Source organism: Agrobacterium sp. MCAB5, from assembly GCF_052114365.1.
GTDB lineage: Bacteria > Pseudomonadota > Alphaproteobacteria > Rhizobiales > Rhizobiaceae > Agrobacterium > Agrobacterium tumefaciens.
The window spans coordinates 241,071-259,935 of the sequence record NZ_JBFREP010000004.1 but is presented as its reverse complement, the minus strand read 5'-3'; the positions used below and the strand labels follow the sequence as shown (position 1 = coordinate 259,935).

Below are 18,865 nucleotides of genomic sequence, written 5' to 3'. Positions count from 1 at the left end.
AGGGCCGTAACGAACCATCAGCACCACGAGAAGCACCGTGTCAGACATCTCCGACTATATCGTTTCGCACTTCAAGCGCTCCTCCCGGGAAATCGGCGAGGTCGAGCGTCGTATTCTGGAGCTGTCGCACCAGAAAAAGCTGGTCTCGACCGACACCAATGCGGAATTTTCCGCCGGGGCAAACCTGGGCGACAGGCTGGCCGACAGCATTGCAAGGGTTGGCGGCTCCTGGGGATTTATCCTCAGCTTCTGCTTTTTCCTGGTGTTCTGGGCAATCATCAACACCATCGTGCTGACGACGCGGGCCTTCGACCCCTACCCCTTCATCTTCCTCAATCTTCTGCTCTCCATGCTCGCGGCCATTCAGGCGCCGATCATCATGATGTCGCAGAACCGGCAGGCCGCTCGTGACCGTTTCGAGGCCGCCAAGGATTATGAGGTRAACCTGAAAGCCGAGCTTGAGGTGCTGTCTCTGCACGAAAAGATCGACGTGAAGGTACTGGCCGAACTGGCAGCACTCAGGCAGGACCTCGCTGCCCTTCACCGCCATGTGACCCGGAAAGAAGACTGACGAAAAAGAACCGGCGCGCGAAAATCCATCCCCGCTTTTCCCCGCCCCGCCTTACCCTGTTATCTTGAATGCAGTCCTGCCGGGTAGACGCCAGACGTGGCGTAAACCGAAGGACGGTCCTGGTGGTGGGAACGGTGGCACGTTCATGGTGACAGGACCATTTCGCAAAAGGCCGTGCACTGCCTCTTGCGAAATACGGCTTTCTGGAATGCCCGGTTGCGCAAGCATCCGTMCAMTCCARCCCCAATCAGCGCGTGACCGGGCACAACCCGTCTGAAACTACGAAAACCCGACGGCGAAGGCCGTGCCGGGCGCAAAGGCGCATCTTTGCGTCGCAAAACGACAAGCGGGCAAAACGGTTACGAATCCGTCAGATTATTGCGCTACAGATTGACGCAGGCGTTTGTTGCATTGCACTCTTGTGTGCAAGGCTGACAAGGGAATCACTTCCCCTGGTCAAAATGGCATCACGACCATTTCGCGGCAGCGCCATCCCGGATGCGACATCCGGTCATTGCAATACATTCTGTTCCGGGGTTTTCATGTACCAGTTCGATCTGATTGTTATCGGCAGCGGTCCGGCGGGAAGACGCGCCGCCATCCAGGCCGCCAAGCTCGAAAAGAGGGTTCTGGTCATCGAGAAGGGCAGCCGCGTCGGCGGCGTTTCGGTGCACACAGGTACCATCCCTTCCAAGACATTGCGCGAAACCGCGCTCAATCTCACCGGCTGGCGCGAACGCGGTTTTTATGGCCGCTCCTACCGCGTCAAGCAGGAGATCGACGCGGACGATCTGCGCCGCCGCCTGCTGATCACGCTCGACCACGAGGTCGAGGTGCTGGAACACCAGTTCGCCCGCAACCGCGTGCAGCACATTCGCGGCACGGCAAGCTTCGTCGATGCCAACACGGTGAAGGTGGTGAAGAACGACGGTGAAGTCATGAACGTCACCGGCGCTTCCATTCTGCTCGCCATCGGCACGCGGCCCTACCGGCCACCGCATATTCCCTTCGACGGCGCGGCAGTGCTCGATTCGGACGAGATACTCGAGATCAAGGAACTGCCGCGCTCCATGGTCGTTGTCGGCGCGGGCGTCATCGGCATCGAATATGCCACGATCTTCAGTGCGCTCGACAMGCAGGTAACGGTAGTTGAACCGCGCGAAACCATGCTGGAATTCATCGACAAGGAAATCGTCGAGGACTTCACCTATCAGTTGCGCGACCGTAACATGAAGCTGATCTTCGGCCAGAAAGCGGAAAAGGTGGAGCGCGACGACAGCGGCAAGTGCCTCGTTTCGCTCAGCAACGGCCGCGTCCTTAAAGCCGAGACGGTTTTGTTCGCCGCCGGACGCGTCGGCGCAACCGATACGCTCAATCTTTCCGCCTGTGGGCTGGAAGCCGACAGCCGCGGCCGCCTGAAGGTCAATCCCGAGACCTTCCAGACAACAGTGCCGAACATTTACGCCGCCGGCGATATCATCGGTTTTCCGAGCCTCGCCTCCACCTCGATGGAACAGGGCCGTATCGCCGCCCGCCACGCGGTCGGTGCACCGGCCGGTGAACCGCCGCAGTTCTTCCCTTACGGCATCTATGCCGTTCCGGAAATCTCCACCTGCGGCCTGACGGAAGAAGAAGTCACTGAACGCCACATTCCCTATGAATGCGGCATCGCCCATTTCCGCGAAACCTCACGCGGCCATATCATGGGTCTCGACAGCGGGTTGCTGAAGATGATCTTCTCGCTGAAAACCCGCCGTCTGCTCGGCGTCCACATCGTCGGCGAAGGTGCCACCGAACTGGTGCATATCGGCCAGGCGGTGCTGAACCTGAAGGGTACGGTGGAATATTTTGTCGAGAACACCTTCAACTACCCCACGCTTGCCGAGGCCTACAAGATTGCCGGTCTCGACGCGTGGAACCGCATGGGTGAGCTGAAGAAGGATTGAGGTTGGCTGTTGCGGGGTGGAGATCGTTTGCAATGTGCGCAAACCTCTCCTCCGTCATGCTCGGGCCTGTCCCGAGCCTCTGCAACGTCGCGACTTTATGCGACGTGATTAGACCATGGGACTAGCCCAAGGATGACGCCGAATGCGACGCAAGAACGTCTATCACCTTCTGCTCATCCATACGATAACCGGTGACGCCCCTCACCACCGAATACTATACCGCGCACTCACACCCGGCCGAAAATGATCCGCATATCCCTGATCGAGCGTTCCGCGCACTGTCAGGTGATCGCCGGTCTTCTGCTCCACGGCGACGCCGCTGCTGAACTCGTTGAAGCTGTTGCGGCTTGCCCCCGTCAGCACGAAAGCCGTGCCGGTTTCCGAGCGGGAAAGGCGTAGCGACTGCGATACGTCCAGGCCGTTCCATTGCTGCGCCGTGCCGTCATAACGCACCGTGAAATTTCGGTTGGCCTCGATATCCAGTTCCGGCGTAACGATGCGTTTCTGTCGCGACGTCATGGAAACGCTGCTCGACCCCGTCAACGCGTTGAAGAGGACACCGACATCACGGGCAAGCGACACGCCGGGCAACTGTTCCGCCAGCAGCGTTACATTGCCCCACAACCTTACTGGCGTATCCACCACCTGCCCCGTCCTGGAGGCATTCATGCCCATTTCCAGCCCCGCCCGGATCGGCGTCTCGACCGGCAGCTTCGCACCGATACGCGCCGTATAGGAACGATCGGAATTCTTGACCGGCTTCCAGATCAAACCAGCCTCATCGGCATGGGCGTTGGTGCCAATCGCGGCGAACAGAGAAAACAACAGGGCGAAGCCCGTTCGTGGCGACATATCTTGTCCCCTGGCAAATTAAGGGCGCACCGGGTGAACCCGGCAGGCACGGTAAAAGCTTAAGGCCAAAGGTTTTGGCAGCGATGACAGCCGCGCGTTGGCGGCCCATGTTTCCTTGACGGCTGCACCGGCAGCCAAGACAAATCATGCTGCGCAGGGTGCCAGATGAACGGGAGATGAACAAGAGCAGATGCAGCAAAAAATCATGCTGCACCGCATTGTGATCGAAACGAAGGTGACGGGAAGCGTAGCGTGTTAATTTCCTGCCTTCGGAACAACGCAACGAGCCAGAATATCATCCACCACCACTCCCAAAGACCTCGATGAATCAATGGCAGATGCACCGACTGGAAGGTCTTCTTTCGTTGCGTGGAGTTGCAGGACAAATTGTCTTTCGGCCAGATTGCCACCGAACTCATCCTCGGGCCTGGCAGCCAGCCGTCTTTGTAAGGTCGCTGCATCGACATCCAGAATGAAGACCTCATCGAACAGATCTACAAAGCGTCGAAAATTTCTCGATCCGCCACAGAAGAAGGTGACGGCGTGCTCTTGATCAGCCACAAGCTGCCGAACTTTTTCGACATTCCAGATGTGATGTCGGTGACGGAAGGCGATTTTTGTGTCGCCGCCCTGAAACAGCGCGACATCCATGGTTTCGCCCGTTTCGGGGTCGCCTTTGTAAGCCAGTTCACGGTCGCCGTGAATCACATGAAAGCCGCGTTGCTGAAGTTCCGTTGCAACCGAGGTTTTACCAGCCCCGGAGACACCCTCGATCAAATAATTTCTTCTGCCCATCGCCGCGACTGCCCAACGCCCTGTCATGCCTTCTGAAGATAATAGTCGAGAAAGACGTGAAGATGTCGGAGTGTCGAATTCTCCGGTTCATGTAACGCGAAATTGCGGTAGCTTGACGACTCAACGTTTTCCCACTGATAGTGACAAAAAGGCGAAGCCTGCGCCTAACCTCCCAGACCTTCCCCAGCATGGTCTTGAACGGAGGCAAAGGGACTGTCGTTGTCTCAGGCTACTGTCTTGGTCCGATCGTTTCGGGCGGGTTGCTGGGGAATCGCGTCCGGGACGTGAAAGGCCTGATCATGACGCAAAATAATAATTTCAAACGCCGCGTAAGAGCTCGTGCAGCGAAAACCGGCGAGTCCTATACGGCGGCGCTCAAGCATATCCGCCGAACTCCCGACATGCCAGTTAGCCCTTCTTTACGAATGGCTGTCGCGCAAACGTCGCTGGTCGACGACCCTCGTATGGTTTCGGCACTGAAAGCAGCCGGGCAAGAAATGCGTCGCCTCATGTGCGATGCCCATAAGGCCGGCGCCCGTCTCATCCATTTCCCGGAAGGGGCAACGTGCTGGCCCAATAAACGCATCATGTCCGAAACTGGGCCGAGAGAAATCGGGCCTTCCGACTGGACGCGCTTTGAATGGGAAACCCTGCGCAGAGAACTGGAAGCGAGCAGAAAACTGGCGCGAAGGCTGAAGCTTTGGACGATTCTCGGTTCCGTCCATCAGCTTACTCCGCCACATCGACCGTATAACAGCCTGTACGTCATCTCCGATCGCGGGAAGCTTATAACTCGCTACGATGAGCGCCTGCTGTCGAACACCAAAATCTCGTTCATGTACTCGCCGGGAACTGTACCGGTGACGTTTGAAATCGATGGCTTCCGTTTTGGTTGCGCGCTCGGCATGGAGGCGCACTACCCAGAAATATTCATGGAATACGAGAAGCTGAACGTCGATTGCGTGCTGTTTTCCACCGCAGGTGATGGCCCGTCCAATGCCCCGGCATTTGCAGCCGAAATATTGGGGCATGCCGTGAGCAACACCTATTGGGCCAGCTATTCCACCCTGACGGCTCAGAGTACAGCTGCTCCCTCGGGAATCGCCGCACCGGATGGCCGTTGGGTGGCGCAATGCCCGATGAACGGTTTACCGGCTATCGCAATAGCAGACATTGCTATCGATCGTGAAAATCCCGCACGACCATGGCGGCGAAAAGCCCGTAGCGATCTATATGCGCCTCATCAGGTGAATAATGATCCCAGAAGCGATAGCCGGGAGCAATTTTAACAGGCGAGATCGGTCAGCGGCGCGGTTTGGGCCCGCTGACCACCGCGCAAGGCGGATGGACCGCATCGCGCAGACGAAACAAAAAAAGGCCGCAGCTTTCGCCACGGCCCTTCCATTCATTCAGCTTTCGCCAGCCAAGATTATTCRGCGTCGGCCTCAGTGGCCTTCTTCTTGGCCGGAGCCTTCTTCTTCGGAGCGGCTTCTTCGCCTTCAGCGGCGTCGTCAGCCTTGGCAGCAGCCTTTTTCTTGGCAGGCGCCTTCTTCTTGGTTTCCGTTGCTTCTTCGCCGTCGTCAGCCAGAAGCTCTTCCTTGGAAACGGTCTTGTCCGTTACCGAGATTTCCGTGAGCAGCTTGTCGATGACCTTTTCTTCGAAGATCGGAGCGCGCAGCGAAGCGGAAGCGCCGGGGGTGTTGCGGAAGAAATCGAGGATTTCCTTCTGCTGGCCGGGGAACTGCTGCAGCTGCTGGAACAGCGCGCGCTGCATTTCTTCTTCGGTCACTTCGACGCCGGCCTTTTCGCCGATTTCGGAGAGAACGAGACCGAGACGAACGCGGCGTTCAGCAAGCTTGCGATATTCTTCGCGGGCTTCTTCTTCCGTGGTGTCTTCGTCAGCGAAGGTCTTGCCGGACTGGGCAAGATCGGTGTTGATCTGGCGCCAGATGTTGTCGAATTCGGCATCGACGAGGCCAGCCGGCGTGTCGAACTTGTACATTTCGTCGAGCTGGTCGAGAATCTGACGCTTGACCTTCTGGCGGGTTACGTTGCCGTACTGGCTTTCGATCTGGCCGCGAACGATTTCCTTCAGCTTTTCAGCCGATTCGAGACCGAGCTTTTCCGCCAGTTCGTCGTTGATTTCAACAGCAGCGGCAGCAGCAACTTCCTTGACGGTGATGTCGAAGTTGGCTTCCTTGCCTGCGAGGTTCGCAGCCGGGTAGTCAGCCGGGAAAGTCACGGTGATGGTCTTTTCGTCGCCGGCCTTGACGCCAACGAGCTGGTCTTCGAAGCCGGGGATGAAGCGGCCAGAACCGAGAACCAGTTCAGCGTCTTCAGCAGCGCCGCCATCGAAGGCTTCGCCGTCAACCTTGCCGAGATAGTTCATGGTGACGCGGTCGCCTTCGGCGGCCTTGCCCTTCTTGGCTTCAAAGGTACGGGCGCTCTCAGCGATCTTGAGGATCTGCTCGTTGATTTCGTCTTCGGAGACTTCAACAACTTCGCGGGTAACCTTGATGCCGTCATTGGCCTTCAGTTCGATGGCCGGAATGATTTCGTAGGCAACGGTGAATTCGAAATCGGTTTCAGCCGAAAGGATCTTTTCGGCTTCCTGCTCGTCTTCGGTCATGGAGATGGCCGGCTGCGTTGCAGACTTCTCACCGCGGCTGGAAAGGATTTCGGAAGGCTTTTCACGAACCAGCTCGTTGACGAGGTCGGCCATGATGGACTTGCCATACATCTTCTTCAGATGGCCCATCGGCACCTTGCCGGGACGGAAACCGTTGATGCGAACCTTGTCCTTGGCGTCAACCAGGCGCTCGTCCAGACGGGCCTTCATGTCGGCAGCCGGGATAACGACCTTGAGTTCGCGCTTCAGGCCTTCAGCCAGCGTTTCGATAACCTGCATTTTCTCAAACCTTCACATCATGGCGGCGGTGCTCAGACAGCCGTTGGTTTACTTTCGAGCACTGCGCCGGAAACGTCGTTCCCCGGCCGTGGCTTCCATTATTTCTTCACACAAGCGCCTGCCGGACAAAATTGCGCTCGCGCCGGAGACAAGGGCGCGAAGGGGATGATGAACCCCAAAGCTCCCTGCATCACTAAGGATGCACTCTGGCACAAGCGTGGCACAGCCATGCTTTACTTGTGGTGCGGGTAGAGAGACTCGAACTCCCACGCCGAAGCGTTGGTACCTAAAACCAATGCGTCTACCAATTCCGCCATACCCGCACGTTGGGCGGCGGTATGTCACAATGTTCTGGAAGGGTCAAGCACGCCTTATCGCCGCGTCCCGTTTCGCCCGGACTTTTCTTGGGTCCCCGCCCCAGCCGCAAAAGCCGGCCGGTACGTTCTTGTCGTTTCGTGCCCGCACGAAAGGGAACGGCGCGCCCGCAGACGATGACACGAGGGGCCGCAAAGCTGCGCACGCCGTCTCACTCTTTCCCGTCCGGCTTCACATGTTCCGACAGGAAAAACGCGCAACATTTATGCGGCTACAGGACATTATATATAGGACACGCCGCCCGTCATTTTACGAGAATGCGCGCCTCCAGCCGAATCCCTTATACTAACGACCTTTGCATCCCCATCCTTGCCTCTGCCCTGCCCGACCCCTGGTATTCAGCCGGACCGCACGGCTTGGTAGCGACAGATGYCGCCAAGTTCACTAAAAGCACACAAATTGGTCACAAATTATGCAGYARCCGCCGCAATTGGGGTCATTTACCGGCTTGCTTTGCGTTCCATGCATAGGTGGCATCTTGCTTTGTCTGTTTTTGTTTTTATTAAACCGATTATATTCATGGTCATACAGAGATCGAGTTCAGCCCCGAGCCTAATCCTCCCAAGACGGGCCGGAAATGCTGGACAGCACGAAGAGGAAGATGACAATGAACATTACACGCTCGCTCACCAACTGGCGCAAGTATCGTCAGACCGTAACCGAACTCGGCCGCATGACCGACCGCGAACTGAGTGACCTCGGCATTGGCCGTCAGGACATCCGTCGCGTCGCACGCACCGCCGTCGGCATCTAATACGCTTCGCCGCTTGAAGCGGCGGATGCGAGACGACCCTCCCAAAAGGCCAGAGGCTCCCGCCTCCGGCCTTTTTTTTCGTTCTGGCACCCTCTCGGAATCGAGCCGCGCCGCCCCACGGGCATGTGCGCGTGACAAACAGATGAAAAATGCATCGATTAGGCGGCTGCATCCGGCATGTCTTGAGAGCCCCAACGCCCTTCACGCACCGCTGAGGGGAGCAAAAAGCCGGTCTATCACCGCCAATGGCCGCAAACCCCTTCAAAACCGCCCGAAAGACAGGCATTTCCGCTCATATTTTGCTCATRCGGTAGTCAAAGCCGCAAATTTAGCCGACATAGTGCACAAATGCATGGCAGTCGCCTAAATTCTGCACTGCACAACATGGCTCAATGTCTATATATAAAACCTCAACAGCCGAGAGCACAGAAACACTGAGCCGGCCGACGAAATCAAAGAAAGATTGAGGAAACGATCATGAACCCTATCCGCATCGCAAAGAACTGGATCTCCTACCGTCGCACGATCAACGAACTTGGCAGCCTGTCCAACCAGGCCCTGAGCGACATCGGCCTGACACGTTACGACATCCGTAACGTAGCTTCCCGTTCGTTCCGCTAAGGCGTAAAAGATCGTCCCGCTGCCCGACCTCCAGGGCGCGACGATTGAGCGACAGGTAAAAGAAAGCGGCGCCTCTGGCGCCGTTTTTGATTCTGGCGGTATTCGCCGGAGATTTTTGGCTTACAAGCATAGAGACCACATTCCCTCCGCCCCAATCGTSCCACCCGCAAAAACATTTGGCTGTCGCAGCCATGCATGGTAGTGCATCGCCCTGAAAAACGCGTCCTTCGGGACCCGCGCGGAACAATCACTCGAAAGACAGCCGCCGGAGGGGAGCTTTTGCCCCCACGCGGCCTATGGGCGCCAGCATGCAAGACAAGACCTATTCTCCCATTCACGTCGTGGGCGGCGGACTGGCCGGTTCGGAAGCCGCCTGGCAGATCGCTGAAAGCGGCGTTCCAGTCATCCTGCACGAAATGCGCGGCGTGCGCGGCACGGAAGCGCACAAGGGCGATACGCTGGCGGAACTGGTCTGTTCCAACTCCTTCCGCTCCGACGATGCGACCGCCAATGCAGTGGGCGTCATCCATGCGGAAATGCGGCTTGCCGGCTCGTTGATCATGGCCTGCGCCGACAGGCATCAGGTACCTGCCGGCGGCGCGCTTGCCGTCGATCGCGACGGATTTTCTCAGGCCGTAACRGACCGGCTCGAAAGTCACCCACTGGTGACGATCCTGCGCGAAGAGGTTTCCGGCCTGCCGCCGAAGGAATGGGGCAGCAGCATCATCGCCACCGGCCCGCTCACCTCGCCGGATCTGGCGGCGGCGGTTCAGGCCGAGACGGGTGAGGATGCAYTGGCATTCTTTGACGCCATTGCCCCCATTGTGCACCGCGACAGCATCAACATGGATATCTGCTGGTACCAGTCGCGTTACGACAAGGTTGGCCCCGGCGGCACGGGCAAGGACTACATCAACTGCCCGATGAACGAGGAGCAGTACAACGCCTTCATCGACGCGCTGATCGCCGGCGACACGGTGGGTTTCAAGGAATGGGAAGGCACACCCTATTTCGACGGCTGCCTGCCAATCGAGATCATGGCTGAACGCGGCCGCCAGACGCTGCGCCACGGGCCTATGAAACCGATGGGCCTGACCAACGCCCACAACCCCACCGTCAAGGCCTATGCCGTGGTCCAGCTTCGCCAGGACAATGCGCTCGGCACGCTTTACAACATGGTGGGTTTCCAGACCAAACTGAAATACGGCGCGCAGGCGGATGTATTTCGCATGATCCCGGGTCTCGAAAATGCGGAATTCGCCCGTTTGGGCGGCCTGCACCGCAACACCTATATCGATTCCCCCATCCTGCTCGATCCATCGCTGAAGCTGAAATCCCGGCCTGACCTGCGTTTTGCAGGCCAGATCACCGGCTGCGAAGGGTATGTGGAAAGCGCCTCCGTCGGACTTCTGGCCGGCCGTTTCGCTGCCGCCGAACGGAAAGGCGACACCCCGAGCCTGCCGCCCGCAACGACAGCCCTCGGCTCACTTCTCAACCACATCACCGGCGGGCATCTTTCCTCGAATGATGAGCCGGGCAAACGTTCCTTCCAGCCGATGAACATCAATTTCGGCCTCTTCCCAGAACTGGAGCCAGGCTCCATCGTCAAGCCGGAAGGCGTGAAACGTTTTCGCGGCAAGGACAAGACAATCATGAAACGCCAGCTCGTTGCAGCGCGGGCGTTGAGGGATTGTGCGACGTGGTTGAACGGGGGCGAGGTCATCCTAGAAACCGTCACCGATCATTATCGCTGAAACGCCACGGCATTGGCTAGGGTGAAGCCCCTGACCAATGCCGTCAGCGAACATTCCAGAAAAGCCAGTCCGACTTTYCCTTCTGATATTTGTAGTGTCGGGAGAAATACGGGTTTACCGCCGTCACGTATTCGAACTCGATATCCGTATTGCCCAGCAACGAAATGAGCGGGCGGTATTTGTAACGCCCCGAAATTACGATTACCGCTTCTTCGGTCTTGAAGTTTCCTTGCGTCAATATCTTGTCCCACTTCACGTTTTCGGCGTTGCCAAAAAAATTGTACGGGGCGAACTCGGTCACGGCGACCCCACCCACAAGCTTGGCGCTTCTGAGCGTCAGATCAAGCTTTTCAGATTCGAGCGGGCGCCCGGCAGCCATGACAAAGGATTTGACGCCMGTMSTGACGCGCTCCTCAAATTCCGGGAATCGGGCCGACCAACGGGCCGTATTGTCCACAACTGTTACGAAACGGTCATAGCTCATCCAGCCACGCCCGATTTCGATCACCATCGCCAGTACTAGAATGAGCAAAGGCATCAATAGCGCTAATTCCACCGCGGCAACGCCAGAGCGCGAACTTATCAGCGAGATGGATAGATATTTCAATCTCTTACCAATCATTCCGTCACCCGAACCGCGGTGATCGCCAGAGAGAGATTTTGCAATTGCGGCTTGCCCCCGGAACTGGGAACGAGCAGATGGGTGGTGGGAAGAATGAATTTCCAGTCATACCCCAGCGCCAGAAGATATTGCCCGGCGGCCTTGCTTGGCGCCTCGAATTTGTTCTCGACCGGAAATGTCACCGGTGTAGTAGCAAGGTTGGCATCAGCAATGGCAATGAGCGATATTTTCAGATCATCTTCAGTTGTCGCGAGCAGGAAATTCGAGGCAATAACCTGCCTGAACTCCGCCGCGGTGACGGACGTTCGGCCAGCCGCCGCCTTGCGCAGATATTCAGTCCCGGCAGTGGCCGCCGTCGACATATTGAGGCTGAAGAAAAGCACGAGACTAACTTCGATGATACCGAAGATCAGCAGGAGATAGACCGGCAAAAGCAAACCGAACTCAACGGCGGTAGCCGCACGGATATCCGTGGCAAGCGACCGTATGAGACTGGGGAAGTCACGATGCGATATCTTAAAACGAGTCAAGATAAGTGACCTCGAATGCCGTTATGATGCCACCCAGACTGTCGCTCGTTCCAGCGGCGGCGATCGACAGCTTGTACAGCGAATAAGTATCGACAGTGACCTCGTAGCTTCGGCGCTCCCATCGAATTTCATTCGCCTTCTGGCTCATCTGGATAATTTTTTTCTCTACACCCATTTGGGGCCGCAACACCTGCAGCGAAATATCGACGTCGTTCGAGCCTTCGTAATTTTGGTTTCGCCCGTTGTACCAGACCGAGATTTCGTATTTGCCGGGATGCATTTCCACATATTTGAAGATCGAGCTGTTGGCGTCGCGTCTTTTTTGCCCTTCCCAGTGACTGTCAAGTTCGACAGCGTAGCGGGTTGGCGGTATTCGCTCATTTTGGCCGTTGCGCATCGAGGGCGTGTTGTTCTTCTCTTCTGTAGTACACTGCTGCYCCTGCTCGGAATTCAAGGCGTCCTTGCCATCCGKTTGCGCCTTGCTGCCGTTTTTCGAATCGTTGTTTTCTTTGGGAAGAGTAGCCTGTGACTTTGGGGTGCATGTCATCCCGGCGCTTGTCTCCTTCTCCTTTTCCTGATCCCCGTAGCCCTGCCAGCCATGGTTCTTCCGGCAATCCGCATTGCTCCAGTCCTGAAGCTCGATGCCCGGCCCCGTACCGCCATCCCATCCCAGTTCAGCATAGGTATAAACACCCCAGCAGCCGTTGGGTGTTTTGGCGGTTCTGCCGTTTTTCAGCATACGTTCCGTGCCGTTCAGCGTCTTTTCGAAGGTGTTGTTGACAACGACCTCACCGTCATGTGGATAAGGCGGTATACCGCCACAACGGTACGACAGCTGATAGTCCAGTTTTTCCGCCCCGAACATGCCASYGAACACGGTTTTGTAGCTGAACTTTGCGTCTATATCCGTCGTCAGCCAGTCGATTTTAACATCGCGACTGACCACATCCTGTTTGGTGGAACGGATCAGTGCGTCGAACGTGTCGAGCACGTTTTTACGGCGCACCTCATCCAGGGGTACGTTCGTGCGCGTCGGTTTTGTCGAACGCTCACAGGCCTGTGCAACCACCCGCTTCGACTGGCTATAATAGGCCAACGCCCGGCCGCCTTCGAAAAGAAACCCGAAAAAAAGCAGGAAAACCGGCAACAGCAACGCCGTCATAATGRCGAAACTGGCYCTCCGGTCGTGCAAAAACGCCCCGAAAATCTCCGCCAGACCGTCCAGTTTTGTCTTAAAATTCAACATTTGAAAATGCCGCTTCATGAAATTGGCTATCACCCGCCTTAAAATAAATCGCCCAGTTTCCCTCCACGCATCCGGACAGACACTACGCCACAGCCGGAGGGAATATTGGGGCGGCAGCAAACAAACTCAGCAAAGGCTGATGCACCGCGATCATGGCGGCACGCGGCAAATGAGCCGAGCCACTTGCAAGCAAGAGATGCAAAAACTAATAACAGCCGCCGAAATACAGCGCCGACTGCGGGTTATGCTCCATTCGAAATTCTATAGTGTGGTATAAACACCAAATTTGTAAATTAATRRTCACCTTTATTCCGAAAAATATATKTAAAAACATRCACTTAAATMACGTATTCATAATTTAGAATAGCTGAAGTAAACCATATAAAGACAACGCGAAACATTGCCCTGATGGCAGGCCCGCGACGRYGCGCAAATTCCTCACAGGTGTGAGGGGCATTGCCGTCTTTTGAATACGGCAAGACGGATTTGTACCTTGCCCCTGCCGCCAAGCTCGGGCAAAACAGCCCTTTCCAATCACGAGACCATGCCAGGAGATAGAATATGGACGTTCGCGCCGCAGTTGCCATTCAGGCAGGAAAACCGCTTGAGGTCATGACCGTTCAACTCGAAGGTCCCCGCGCTGGCGAAGTGCTGGTCGAGGTCAAGGCGACAGGTATCTGCCACACCGATGATTTTACCCTCTCCGGTGCCGATCCCGAAGGTCTGTTTCCGGCCATCCTCGGCCATGAGGGTGCAGGCATCGTCGTTGATGTCGGTCCCGGCGTCACCTCGGTCAAGAAGGGCGATCATGTCATCCCGCTTTACACGCCGGAATGCCGCGAGTGCTATTCCTGCACATCGCGCAAGACCAATCTCTGCACCTCCATCCGCGCCACCCAGGGCCAGGGTGTGATGCCTGATGGCACCTCGCGCTTCTCGATCGGCAAGGACAAGATCCACCACTATATGGGCTGCTCGACTTTCTCGAACTTCACCGTCCTGCCTGAGATCGCTCTTGCCAAGATCAATCCCGACGCTCCCTTCGACAAGGTCTGCTATATCGGCTGTGGCGTGACGACAGGTATCGGCGCCGTCATCAACACCGCCAAGGTGGAGATCGGCTCGACAGCAATCGTCTTCGGTCTCGGCGGCATTGGTCTCAACGTTCTGCAAGGCCTGCGTCTTGCCGGCGCGGACATGATCATCGGTGTCGATATCAACAATGACCGCAAGGCCTGGGGCGAGAAGTTCGGCATGACCCACTTCGTCAACCCGAAGGAAGTGGGCGACGACATCGTGCCCTATCTCGTCAACATGACGAAGCGCAATGGCGACCTGATCGGCGGCGCGGATTATACGTTCGACTGCACGGGCAATACCAAGGTCATGCGCCAGGCGCTGGAATCTTCGCATCGCGGCTGGGGCAAGTCTGTCATCATCGGCGTTGCCGGTGCGGGCCAGGAAATCTCCACGCGTCCGTTCCAGCTGGTCACCGGCCGCAACTGGATGGGCACGGCCTTCGGCGGCGCGCGTGGCCGCACCGAYGTRCCGAARATCGTCGACTGGTACATGGAAGGCAAGATCCAGATCGATCCGATGATCACCCACACGATGCCGCTCGAAGACATCAACAAGGGCTTTGACCTGATGCACAAGGGCGAGAGCATCCGCGGCGTCGTGGTCTATTGATCGGCTGACAAAAATAGCAGGCGCGCACCGCGCGTCTGCCATATGAATTGACCGACCTTTCCGCTTACAGCCGTGCCGATTAACGGGACGGTAAATCTATCGTCGTATGCCGATATTGCGCGGTGGAGTTGAAAAATCCCTCCCTGCCCGAAACGACGCCAGATAGCGGGAGCGACCTCTGAAAACCGTACCGATCGACAACGGAAACCGCGTCGCTGCCGTTGCACTTCTGGCGAAAGGTTTTCCGGAAAAGAGCGAGGCTTTCTGGGCGCTCGGCGTGTCCCTTATAAGCGACCATCATCAGCGGCAGGATCTCGGCCCCATCGGGCAATTGCTGATGAAGGGCGACGATGCCGTTGGCGTTCTTCTGACGATACGAAGCCGCCTGGCCGAGACCGGCAGGACAGTCGTCAACCTGTCCAGCTGGTATGTCGAACCTTCCAGCCGCTGGTTTGCACCGCGTATGCTGCAAATGGCGACRTCCTCCGAAGAAGACATCTTCACCGATCTCACCCCGTCTCCAGAAGCCTGCAAGCTGAACGAGAGACTGGGGTTCACAACGGTGACGAATTGCACGCTTTTCTATCCCCTGCCTTTAAAGGCATTCGGCCCGGCCAGGGCACGGCTGCGCCCGCTTGCCGAAGTGCCGCAGGGCACGCTGTCCGCCGCCACGCGCGACATGCTGGAAGATCATGCGCGTTTCGGCTGCATCGTGGCGGTCATGGAGGCGGACGGAAGCCATTATCCGCTGGTGTTTTTAAAAACCRTAACCAAAAGGCTGCCCTCCGCCCGCCTCATCTATTGCGAGGACAGGCAAGTCGCCCAGAGGCACATTTCGGCAATTGCCCGCCATCTTCTTGGCAAAGGCCGGCTTGCATTGACCATGGCGGCTTCCGATGAGAAGCGAGACGCCGGCGGATTTGCCATACTCAAATCCTCGCCAATACAAGTAAAGGGAGCATGGAACCCACGGTTTATTAACGAAACATATTCAGAATTRGTGTTATTGCCACCCTGGGTATTGGGACGCTCTTAAAAGACGCGCGCTTAAACCTTGCCTGAAAAGAAGAAAATGCGCTTCGGCCGAGACTAGTCCCGACTGCGCGAACGAGCGGAGAATAAGCATGCTTTCAGCGAAACCCAGGGAAGTCGATGTCTCCGAGACCATCTATTCCTACCTCTCGCAGCGTTTCCCGGCTCATGCACCGTTTTCCGCAGATACGCAATTGCTCGAAGGCGGCGTGATCGATTCGCTCGGTTTTCTCGAACTGATGATCTTTCTCGGCGAAGGTTTCGGCATCGTTCTCAATGATGAACATTTCACCCCGGAAAATCTCAGCACGCCGGCCGATCTGATTGCCTTCGTCACGCAGGAACGGCGCAGATGACAACCCACATCCTGCTGCACCACCTGCTCACCGCGCGGGCGGAAAGCGGCGATGAGGCGCTTGTCTACAAAGAAAAATCACTGAGCTATCGCGAATTTTCCGAAGCGGCCGCACGTTGTGCGGCGGCATTGCAGGAGGCCGGAACGGAGCGCGGCGACCGTGTCGTCATCTTCCTGCCGCGCGGCATCGAGGAATGCTGGTCGATCTTCGGCGTGAGCATGGCTTCCTGCGTCTTCGTGCCGGTCAATGCGCTTTTGAAGGCGCAGCAAATCCGCCACATCGTCACGGATTGCGGCGCAAAAATCGTCATCAGCAGTGCTACGATGATGGATGAGCTGAACGCGGCTGTGGAAGACCTGCCCGAGGTCACTGTACTGCTGGCGGAACAAATCGACCGCCGCCCGCCCGTGCCTGCCAAAGTCTCGCCGTCAATTGGCGAGGACCTTGCAGCGATCCTCTACACATCCGGCTCCACCGGCTCGCCCAAGGGCGTGATGCTGTCGCACCGTAATCTCCTGGCCGGAGCGCGCATCGTGCGCACCTATCTGGAGATCACCGGAAAAGACCGCCTTCTCTCCATTTTGCCCTTCAGTTTCGATTATGGCCTGAACCAGTTGCTGACGGCGGTGGAACAGGGTGCGACCACTGTTATCTCCACCTTCAGGCTCGGCGATGATATTGTCAGGGACTTGCGCGATCATGCCATTACCGGGCTTGCCGGCGTACCAACCGTTTGGGCTATCCTGACGAGGGCCGCGCCGTTGCTGGCGAAAACGCCGCTGCCGCAGTTGCGTTACATCACCAACTCCGGCGGACGCGTGCCGCAGGAAACCGTGAGGGCGTTGCGCGAAAAGCTGCCGGACACCAAAATCTATCTGATGTATGGCCTGACCGAAGCCTTCCGATCCACATTCCTGCCGCCTGATGAAATCGACCGCCGCCCGACTTCCATCGGCAAGGCTATCCCGGAATGTGAAATCTTCATCGTCACCGCCGAGGGACAGAGGGCAAAACCGGGTGAGCCCGGCATTCTCGTCCATCGCGGCCCGACCGTGTCGCTGGGTTACTGGAACCGGTCGGAAGATACCGCCAAGGTGCTGCGCCCTCACCCTTTCATTCCGGCTGCACGCGGTGGCGAGACCGTGTGTTATTCCGGCGATCTGGCGGTGGAAGACGAGGACGGCTTTTTCAGTTTCGTTGCCCGCAACGATGCGATGATCAAATCGTCAGGCTATCGCATCAGCCCGACCGAGGTGGAGGAAAGCCTGATGTCGACTGGCCTTTTCCAGCAGGTCGCCGTCATCGGCCTGCCGGACYCCTTTGCAGGCGAGAAGGTGCATGCCGTGGCAACCGCCGCCAACGAAAATATCGATGTTTCGGCAGCTCTCAAAAAAGCCGCCGAAATGCTTGCCCCCTTCATGATTCCGCGCGCCATCGAACTGGTCGACCGGCTTCCGGTGACGGCCAATGGCAAGGTGGATTACCGCGCGCTAGTGCGCGAACGGACGGACAATGGCGCCCACGGATAAACCCCAAAGCCACGGCCCTGCCCTTGCCGCCGCGCAATTCGCAGTCGACGAAAACGATCTYGTCATCGGYGGCCKTGCCGTGCGCGATATCGTCGCTGAGACCGGAACGCCGTGCTTCCTCTATGAYGCCAGCGCCATGCGCCGCGCCTATCGCGATCTCGCAACCGCGCTCAGTAGTTTTGCTGATATCTTTTATTCGGTGAAAGCCAATCCCCTGCCCGCCATCATCTCGCTTTTCCGCGAAGAAGGCGCTGGCGCGGAAATCGCCTCCGTCGGTGAATATCGCGCCGCCATCAAGGCGGGCATACCGCCGGAAAAGATCATCTTCGCCGGCCCCGGCAAGCGCCAGGCCGAATTGCTTGAGGTGATCGAGAGCGGTATCGGCGAAATCCATATCGAGAGCGCCGAGGAAATCGCCCGTATCGAAGCCATCGGCAGGCGGGTCAAGGCTTCGATCCGCATCAATCCGGTGCCGGATGCGCAGGCAGGCGCCATGCGCATGGGTGGCAAGGCCACCGCCTTCGGTTTCGACGAGGAAGAACTCGAAAACGTCCTGCCGCTGTTCAGGGACATCAGGCATATCAATCTCGTCGGTGTCCATATTTACGGTGGCACGCAAATCCTCGATGCCGACATGCTTGTCTCCCAATGGAGACACTCCATTTTGCTTGCCGCACGCATGGCCGAAATGCTCGGCAGGCCMCTTGAAACCATCGATCTCGGCGGCGGYCTCGGCATCCCCTATTTCGCCGGGGAGACGCCGCTCGATCTTGCAGCGGTCAGTGCCGCCATTCCCGAYCTCAAGGCCTTGATGCATGCGCATCCGCTGATTGCGAATGCTCATATCATCGTCGAACCCGGCCGCTTCCTCGCCGGTCCCGGCGGCATCTATGTGGCGGAAGTCAATTCGGTAAAGACCTCGCGCGGCACCACCTTCGTGGTGACGGATGGTGGCATGCATCACCATCTGGCAGCCTCCGGCAATCTCGGCCAGATCGTCAAGCGYAACTACCCCATCGTCGCACCGGCCATGATGCAGGCAGACWATGAGGAAACGGCAACCATCGTCGGCCCGCTCTGCACACCGCTCGACACSCTGGCCCGCAATGCGGCCCTGCCGAAGCTGAAGGCTGGTGATCTCCTGGCAATCCTGCAATCGGGCGCCTATGGCKCCACCGCCAGCCCTTCGGGTTTTCTCAGCCATCCGGCKGCGAARGAAGTGCTGGTGGAGAATGGKGCGTTTGAGGTGATAGSGCGCTGAGGATGTGTGGTMGYGAAACSCGTA

17 protein-coding genes and 1 tRNA gene are annotated in these 18,865 nt (G+C 57.5%); 11 read left to right on the top strand and 7 right to left on the bottom strand.

Translation table 11 applies throughout. From position 1 onward, the window contains the following. The first annotated feature begins 37 nt into the window (after positions 1–37). Positions 38–571 (top strand): DUF1003 domain-containing protein, encoded by a 534-nt coding sequence (locus AB4Z23_RS11970; protein ID WP_003515504.1) that lies wholly within the window; start codon positions 38–40, stop codon positions 569–571. A gap of 542 nt (positions 572–1,113) precedes the next feature. Further along, complete coding sequence (gene sthA / locus AB4Z23_RS11965) at positions 1,114–2,517, top strand: Si-specific NAD(P)(+) transhydrogenase (RefSeq protein WP_441360159.1); 1,404 nt, start codon at positions 1,114–1,116, stop codon at positions 2,515–2,517. 201 nt (positions 2,518–2,718) lie between these two features. Here the strand turns inward: sthA and AB4Z23_RS11960 are convergent, their stop codons facing one another. Next, entirely contained in the window at positions 2,719–3,369 is a 651-nt protein-coding gene (locus AB4Z23_RS11960; RefSeq protein ID WP_441360158.1) for a hypothetical protein, read from the bottom strand. Between the two features lie 255 nt (positions 3,370–3,624). Beyond that, entirely contained in the window at positions 3,625–4,164 is a 540-nt protein-coding gene (locus AB4Z23_RS11955) for an AAA family ATPase (RefSeq protein WP_112674304.1), read from the bottom strand. Between the two features lie 299 nt (positions 4,165–4,463). Here AB4Z23_RS11955 and AB4Z23_RS11950 point away from each other — a divergent pair, with 299 nt between their 5' ends. After that, positions 4,464–5,453 (top strand): carbon-nitrogen hydrolase family protein, encoded by a 990-nt coding sequence (locus AB4Z23_RS11950; protein WP_421476798.1) that lies wholly within the window; start codon positions 4,464–4,466, stop codon positions 5,451–5,453. Positions 5,454–5,593: 140 nt separating this feature from the next. On the opposite strand, the gene tig is transcribed toward AB4Z23_RS11950, so the two are convergent. Next, complete coding sequence (gene tig, locus AB4Z23_RS11945) at positions 5,594–7,072, bottom strand: trigger factor (protein ID WP_003515514.1); 1,479 nt, start codon at positions 7,070–7,072, stop codon at positions 5,594–5,596. Between the two features lie 240 nt (positions 7,073–7,312). After that, positions 7,313–7,395: transfer RNA gene (locus AB4Z23_RS11940), tRNA-Leu, on the bottom strand. Between the two features lie 659 nt (positions 7,396–8,054). On the opposite strand from AB4Z23_RS11940, the gene AB4Z23_RS11935 reads away from it, so the two are divergent. The 3 genes from AB4Z23_RS11935 to trmFO all read left to right on the top strand — a co-directional run bounded on the left by AB4Z23_RS11935 (position 8,055) and on the right by trmFO (position 10,576). Next, positions 8,055–8,201 carry a DUF1127 domain-containing protein gene (locus tag AB4Z23_RS11935; RefSeq protein ID WP_013636249.1) on the top strand — a complete coding sequence of 49 codons (147 nt, stop codon included), beginning with the start codon at positions 8,055–8,057 and terminating at the stop codon, positions 8,199–8,201. 477 nt (positions 8,202–8,678) lie between these two features. After that, positions 8,679–8,822, top strand: a complete 144-nt coding sequence (locus AB4Z23_RS11930; protein ID WP_003515516.1) for a DUF1127 domain-containing protein — start codon at positions 8,679–8,681, stop codon at positions 8,820–8,822. 296 nt (positions 8,823–9,118) lie between these two features. Next, complete coding sequence (trmFO, locus tag AB4Z23_RS11925; protein ID WP_421476636.1) at positions 9,119–10,576, top strand: methylenetetrahydrofolate--tRNA-(uracil(54)-C(5))-methyltransferase (FADH(2)-oxidizing) TrmFO; 1,458 nt, start codon at positions 9,119–9,121, stop codon at positions 10,574–10,576. Positions 10,577–10,619: 43 nt separating this feature from the next. Here trmFO and AB4Z23_RS11920 read toward each other — a convergent pair whose 3' ends face one another. From AB4Z23_RS11920 to AB4Z23_RS11910, 3 genes are read right to left on the bottom strand one after another with little or no spacing between them, the layout of a single operon-like run. Then, the gene (locus AB4Z23_RS11920) at positions 10,620–11,198 is read right to left on the bottom strand and encodes a TadE/TadG family type IV pilus assembly protein (protein WP_441360157.1); all 579 of its coding nucleotides are present in this window, start codon (positions 11,196–11,198) and stop codon (positions 10,620–10,622) included. Further along, positions 11,195–11,728 carry a TadE/TadG family type IV pilus assembly protein gene (locus tag AB4Z23_RS11915; RefSeq protein WP_003515522.1) on the bottom strand — a complete coding sequence of 178 codons (534 nt, stop codon included), beginning with the start codon at positions 11,726–11,728 and terminating at the stop codon, positions 11,195–11,197. Before AB4Z23_RS11915 ends, AB4Z23_RS11920 begins: the two co-directional genes overlap by 4 nt. Continuing rightward, entirely contained in the window at positions 11,715–12,992 is a 1,278-nt protein-coding gene (locus tag AB4Z23_RS11910; protein WP_441360156.1) for a pilus assembly protein, read from the bottom strand. Before AB4Z23_RS11910 ends, AB4Z23_RS11915 begins: the two co-directional genes overlap by 14 nt. A gap of 543 nt (positions 12,993–13,535) precedes the next feature. Here AB4Z23_RS11910 and AB4Z23_RS11905 point away from each other — a divergent pair. The 5 genes from AB4Z23_RS11905 to AB4Z23_RS11885 all read left to right on the top strand — a co-directional run bounded on the left by AB4Z23_RS11905 (position 13,536) and on the right by AB4Z23_RS11885 (position 18,841). Next, on the top strand, positions 13,536–14,663 hold the full coding sequence (locus AB4Z23_RS11905; protein WP_013636254.1) for an S-(hydroxymethyl)glutathione dehydrogenase/class III alcohol dehydrogenase: 1,128 nt from the start codon (positions 13,536–13,538) through the stop codon (positions 14,661–14,663). A gap of 277 nt (positions 14,664–14,940) precedes the next feature. Further along, complete coding sequence (locus tag AB4Z23_RS11900) at positions 14,941–15,699, top strand: hypothetical protein (protein WP_441360155.1); 759 nt, start codon at positions 14,941–14,943, stop codon at positions 15,697–15,699. Between the two features lie 88 nt (positions 15,700–15,787). Further along, entirely contained in the window at positions 15,788–16,051 is a 264-nt protein-coding gene (locus tag AB4Z23_RS11895) for an acyl carrier protein (protein ID WP_003515534.1), read from the top strand. Next, positions 16,048–17,580: an AMP-binding protein gene (locus tag AB4Z23_RS11890; RefSeq protein WP_441360154.1), complete on the top strand. Its 1,533-nt coding sequence runs from the start codon at positions 16,048–16,050 to the stop codon at positions 17,578–17,580. The genes AB4Z23_RS11895 and AB4Z23_RS11890 overlap by 4 nt, the downstream gene beginning before the upstream one ends. After that, the gene (locus AB4Z23_RS11885; protein WP_441360153.1) at positions 17,564–18,841 is read left to right on the top strand and encodes a type III PLP-dependent enzyme; all 1,278 of its coding nucleotides are present in this window, start codon (positions 17,564–17,566) and stop codon (positions 18,839–18,841) included. Before AB4Z23_RS11890 ends, AB4Z23_RS11885 begins: the two co-directional genes overlap by 17 nt. Positions 18,842–18,865: the final 24 nt, after the last annotated feature.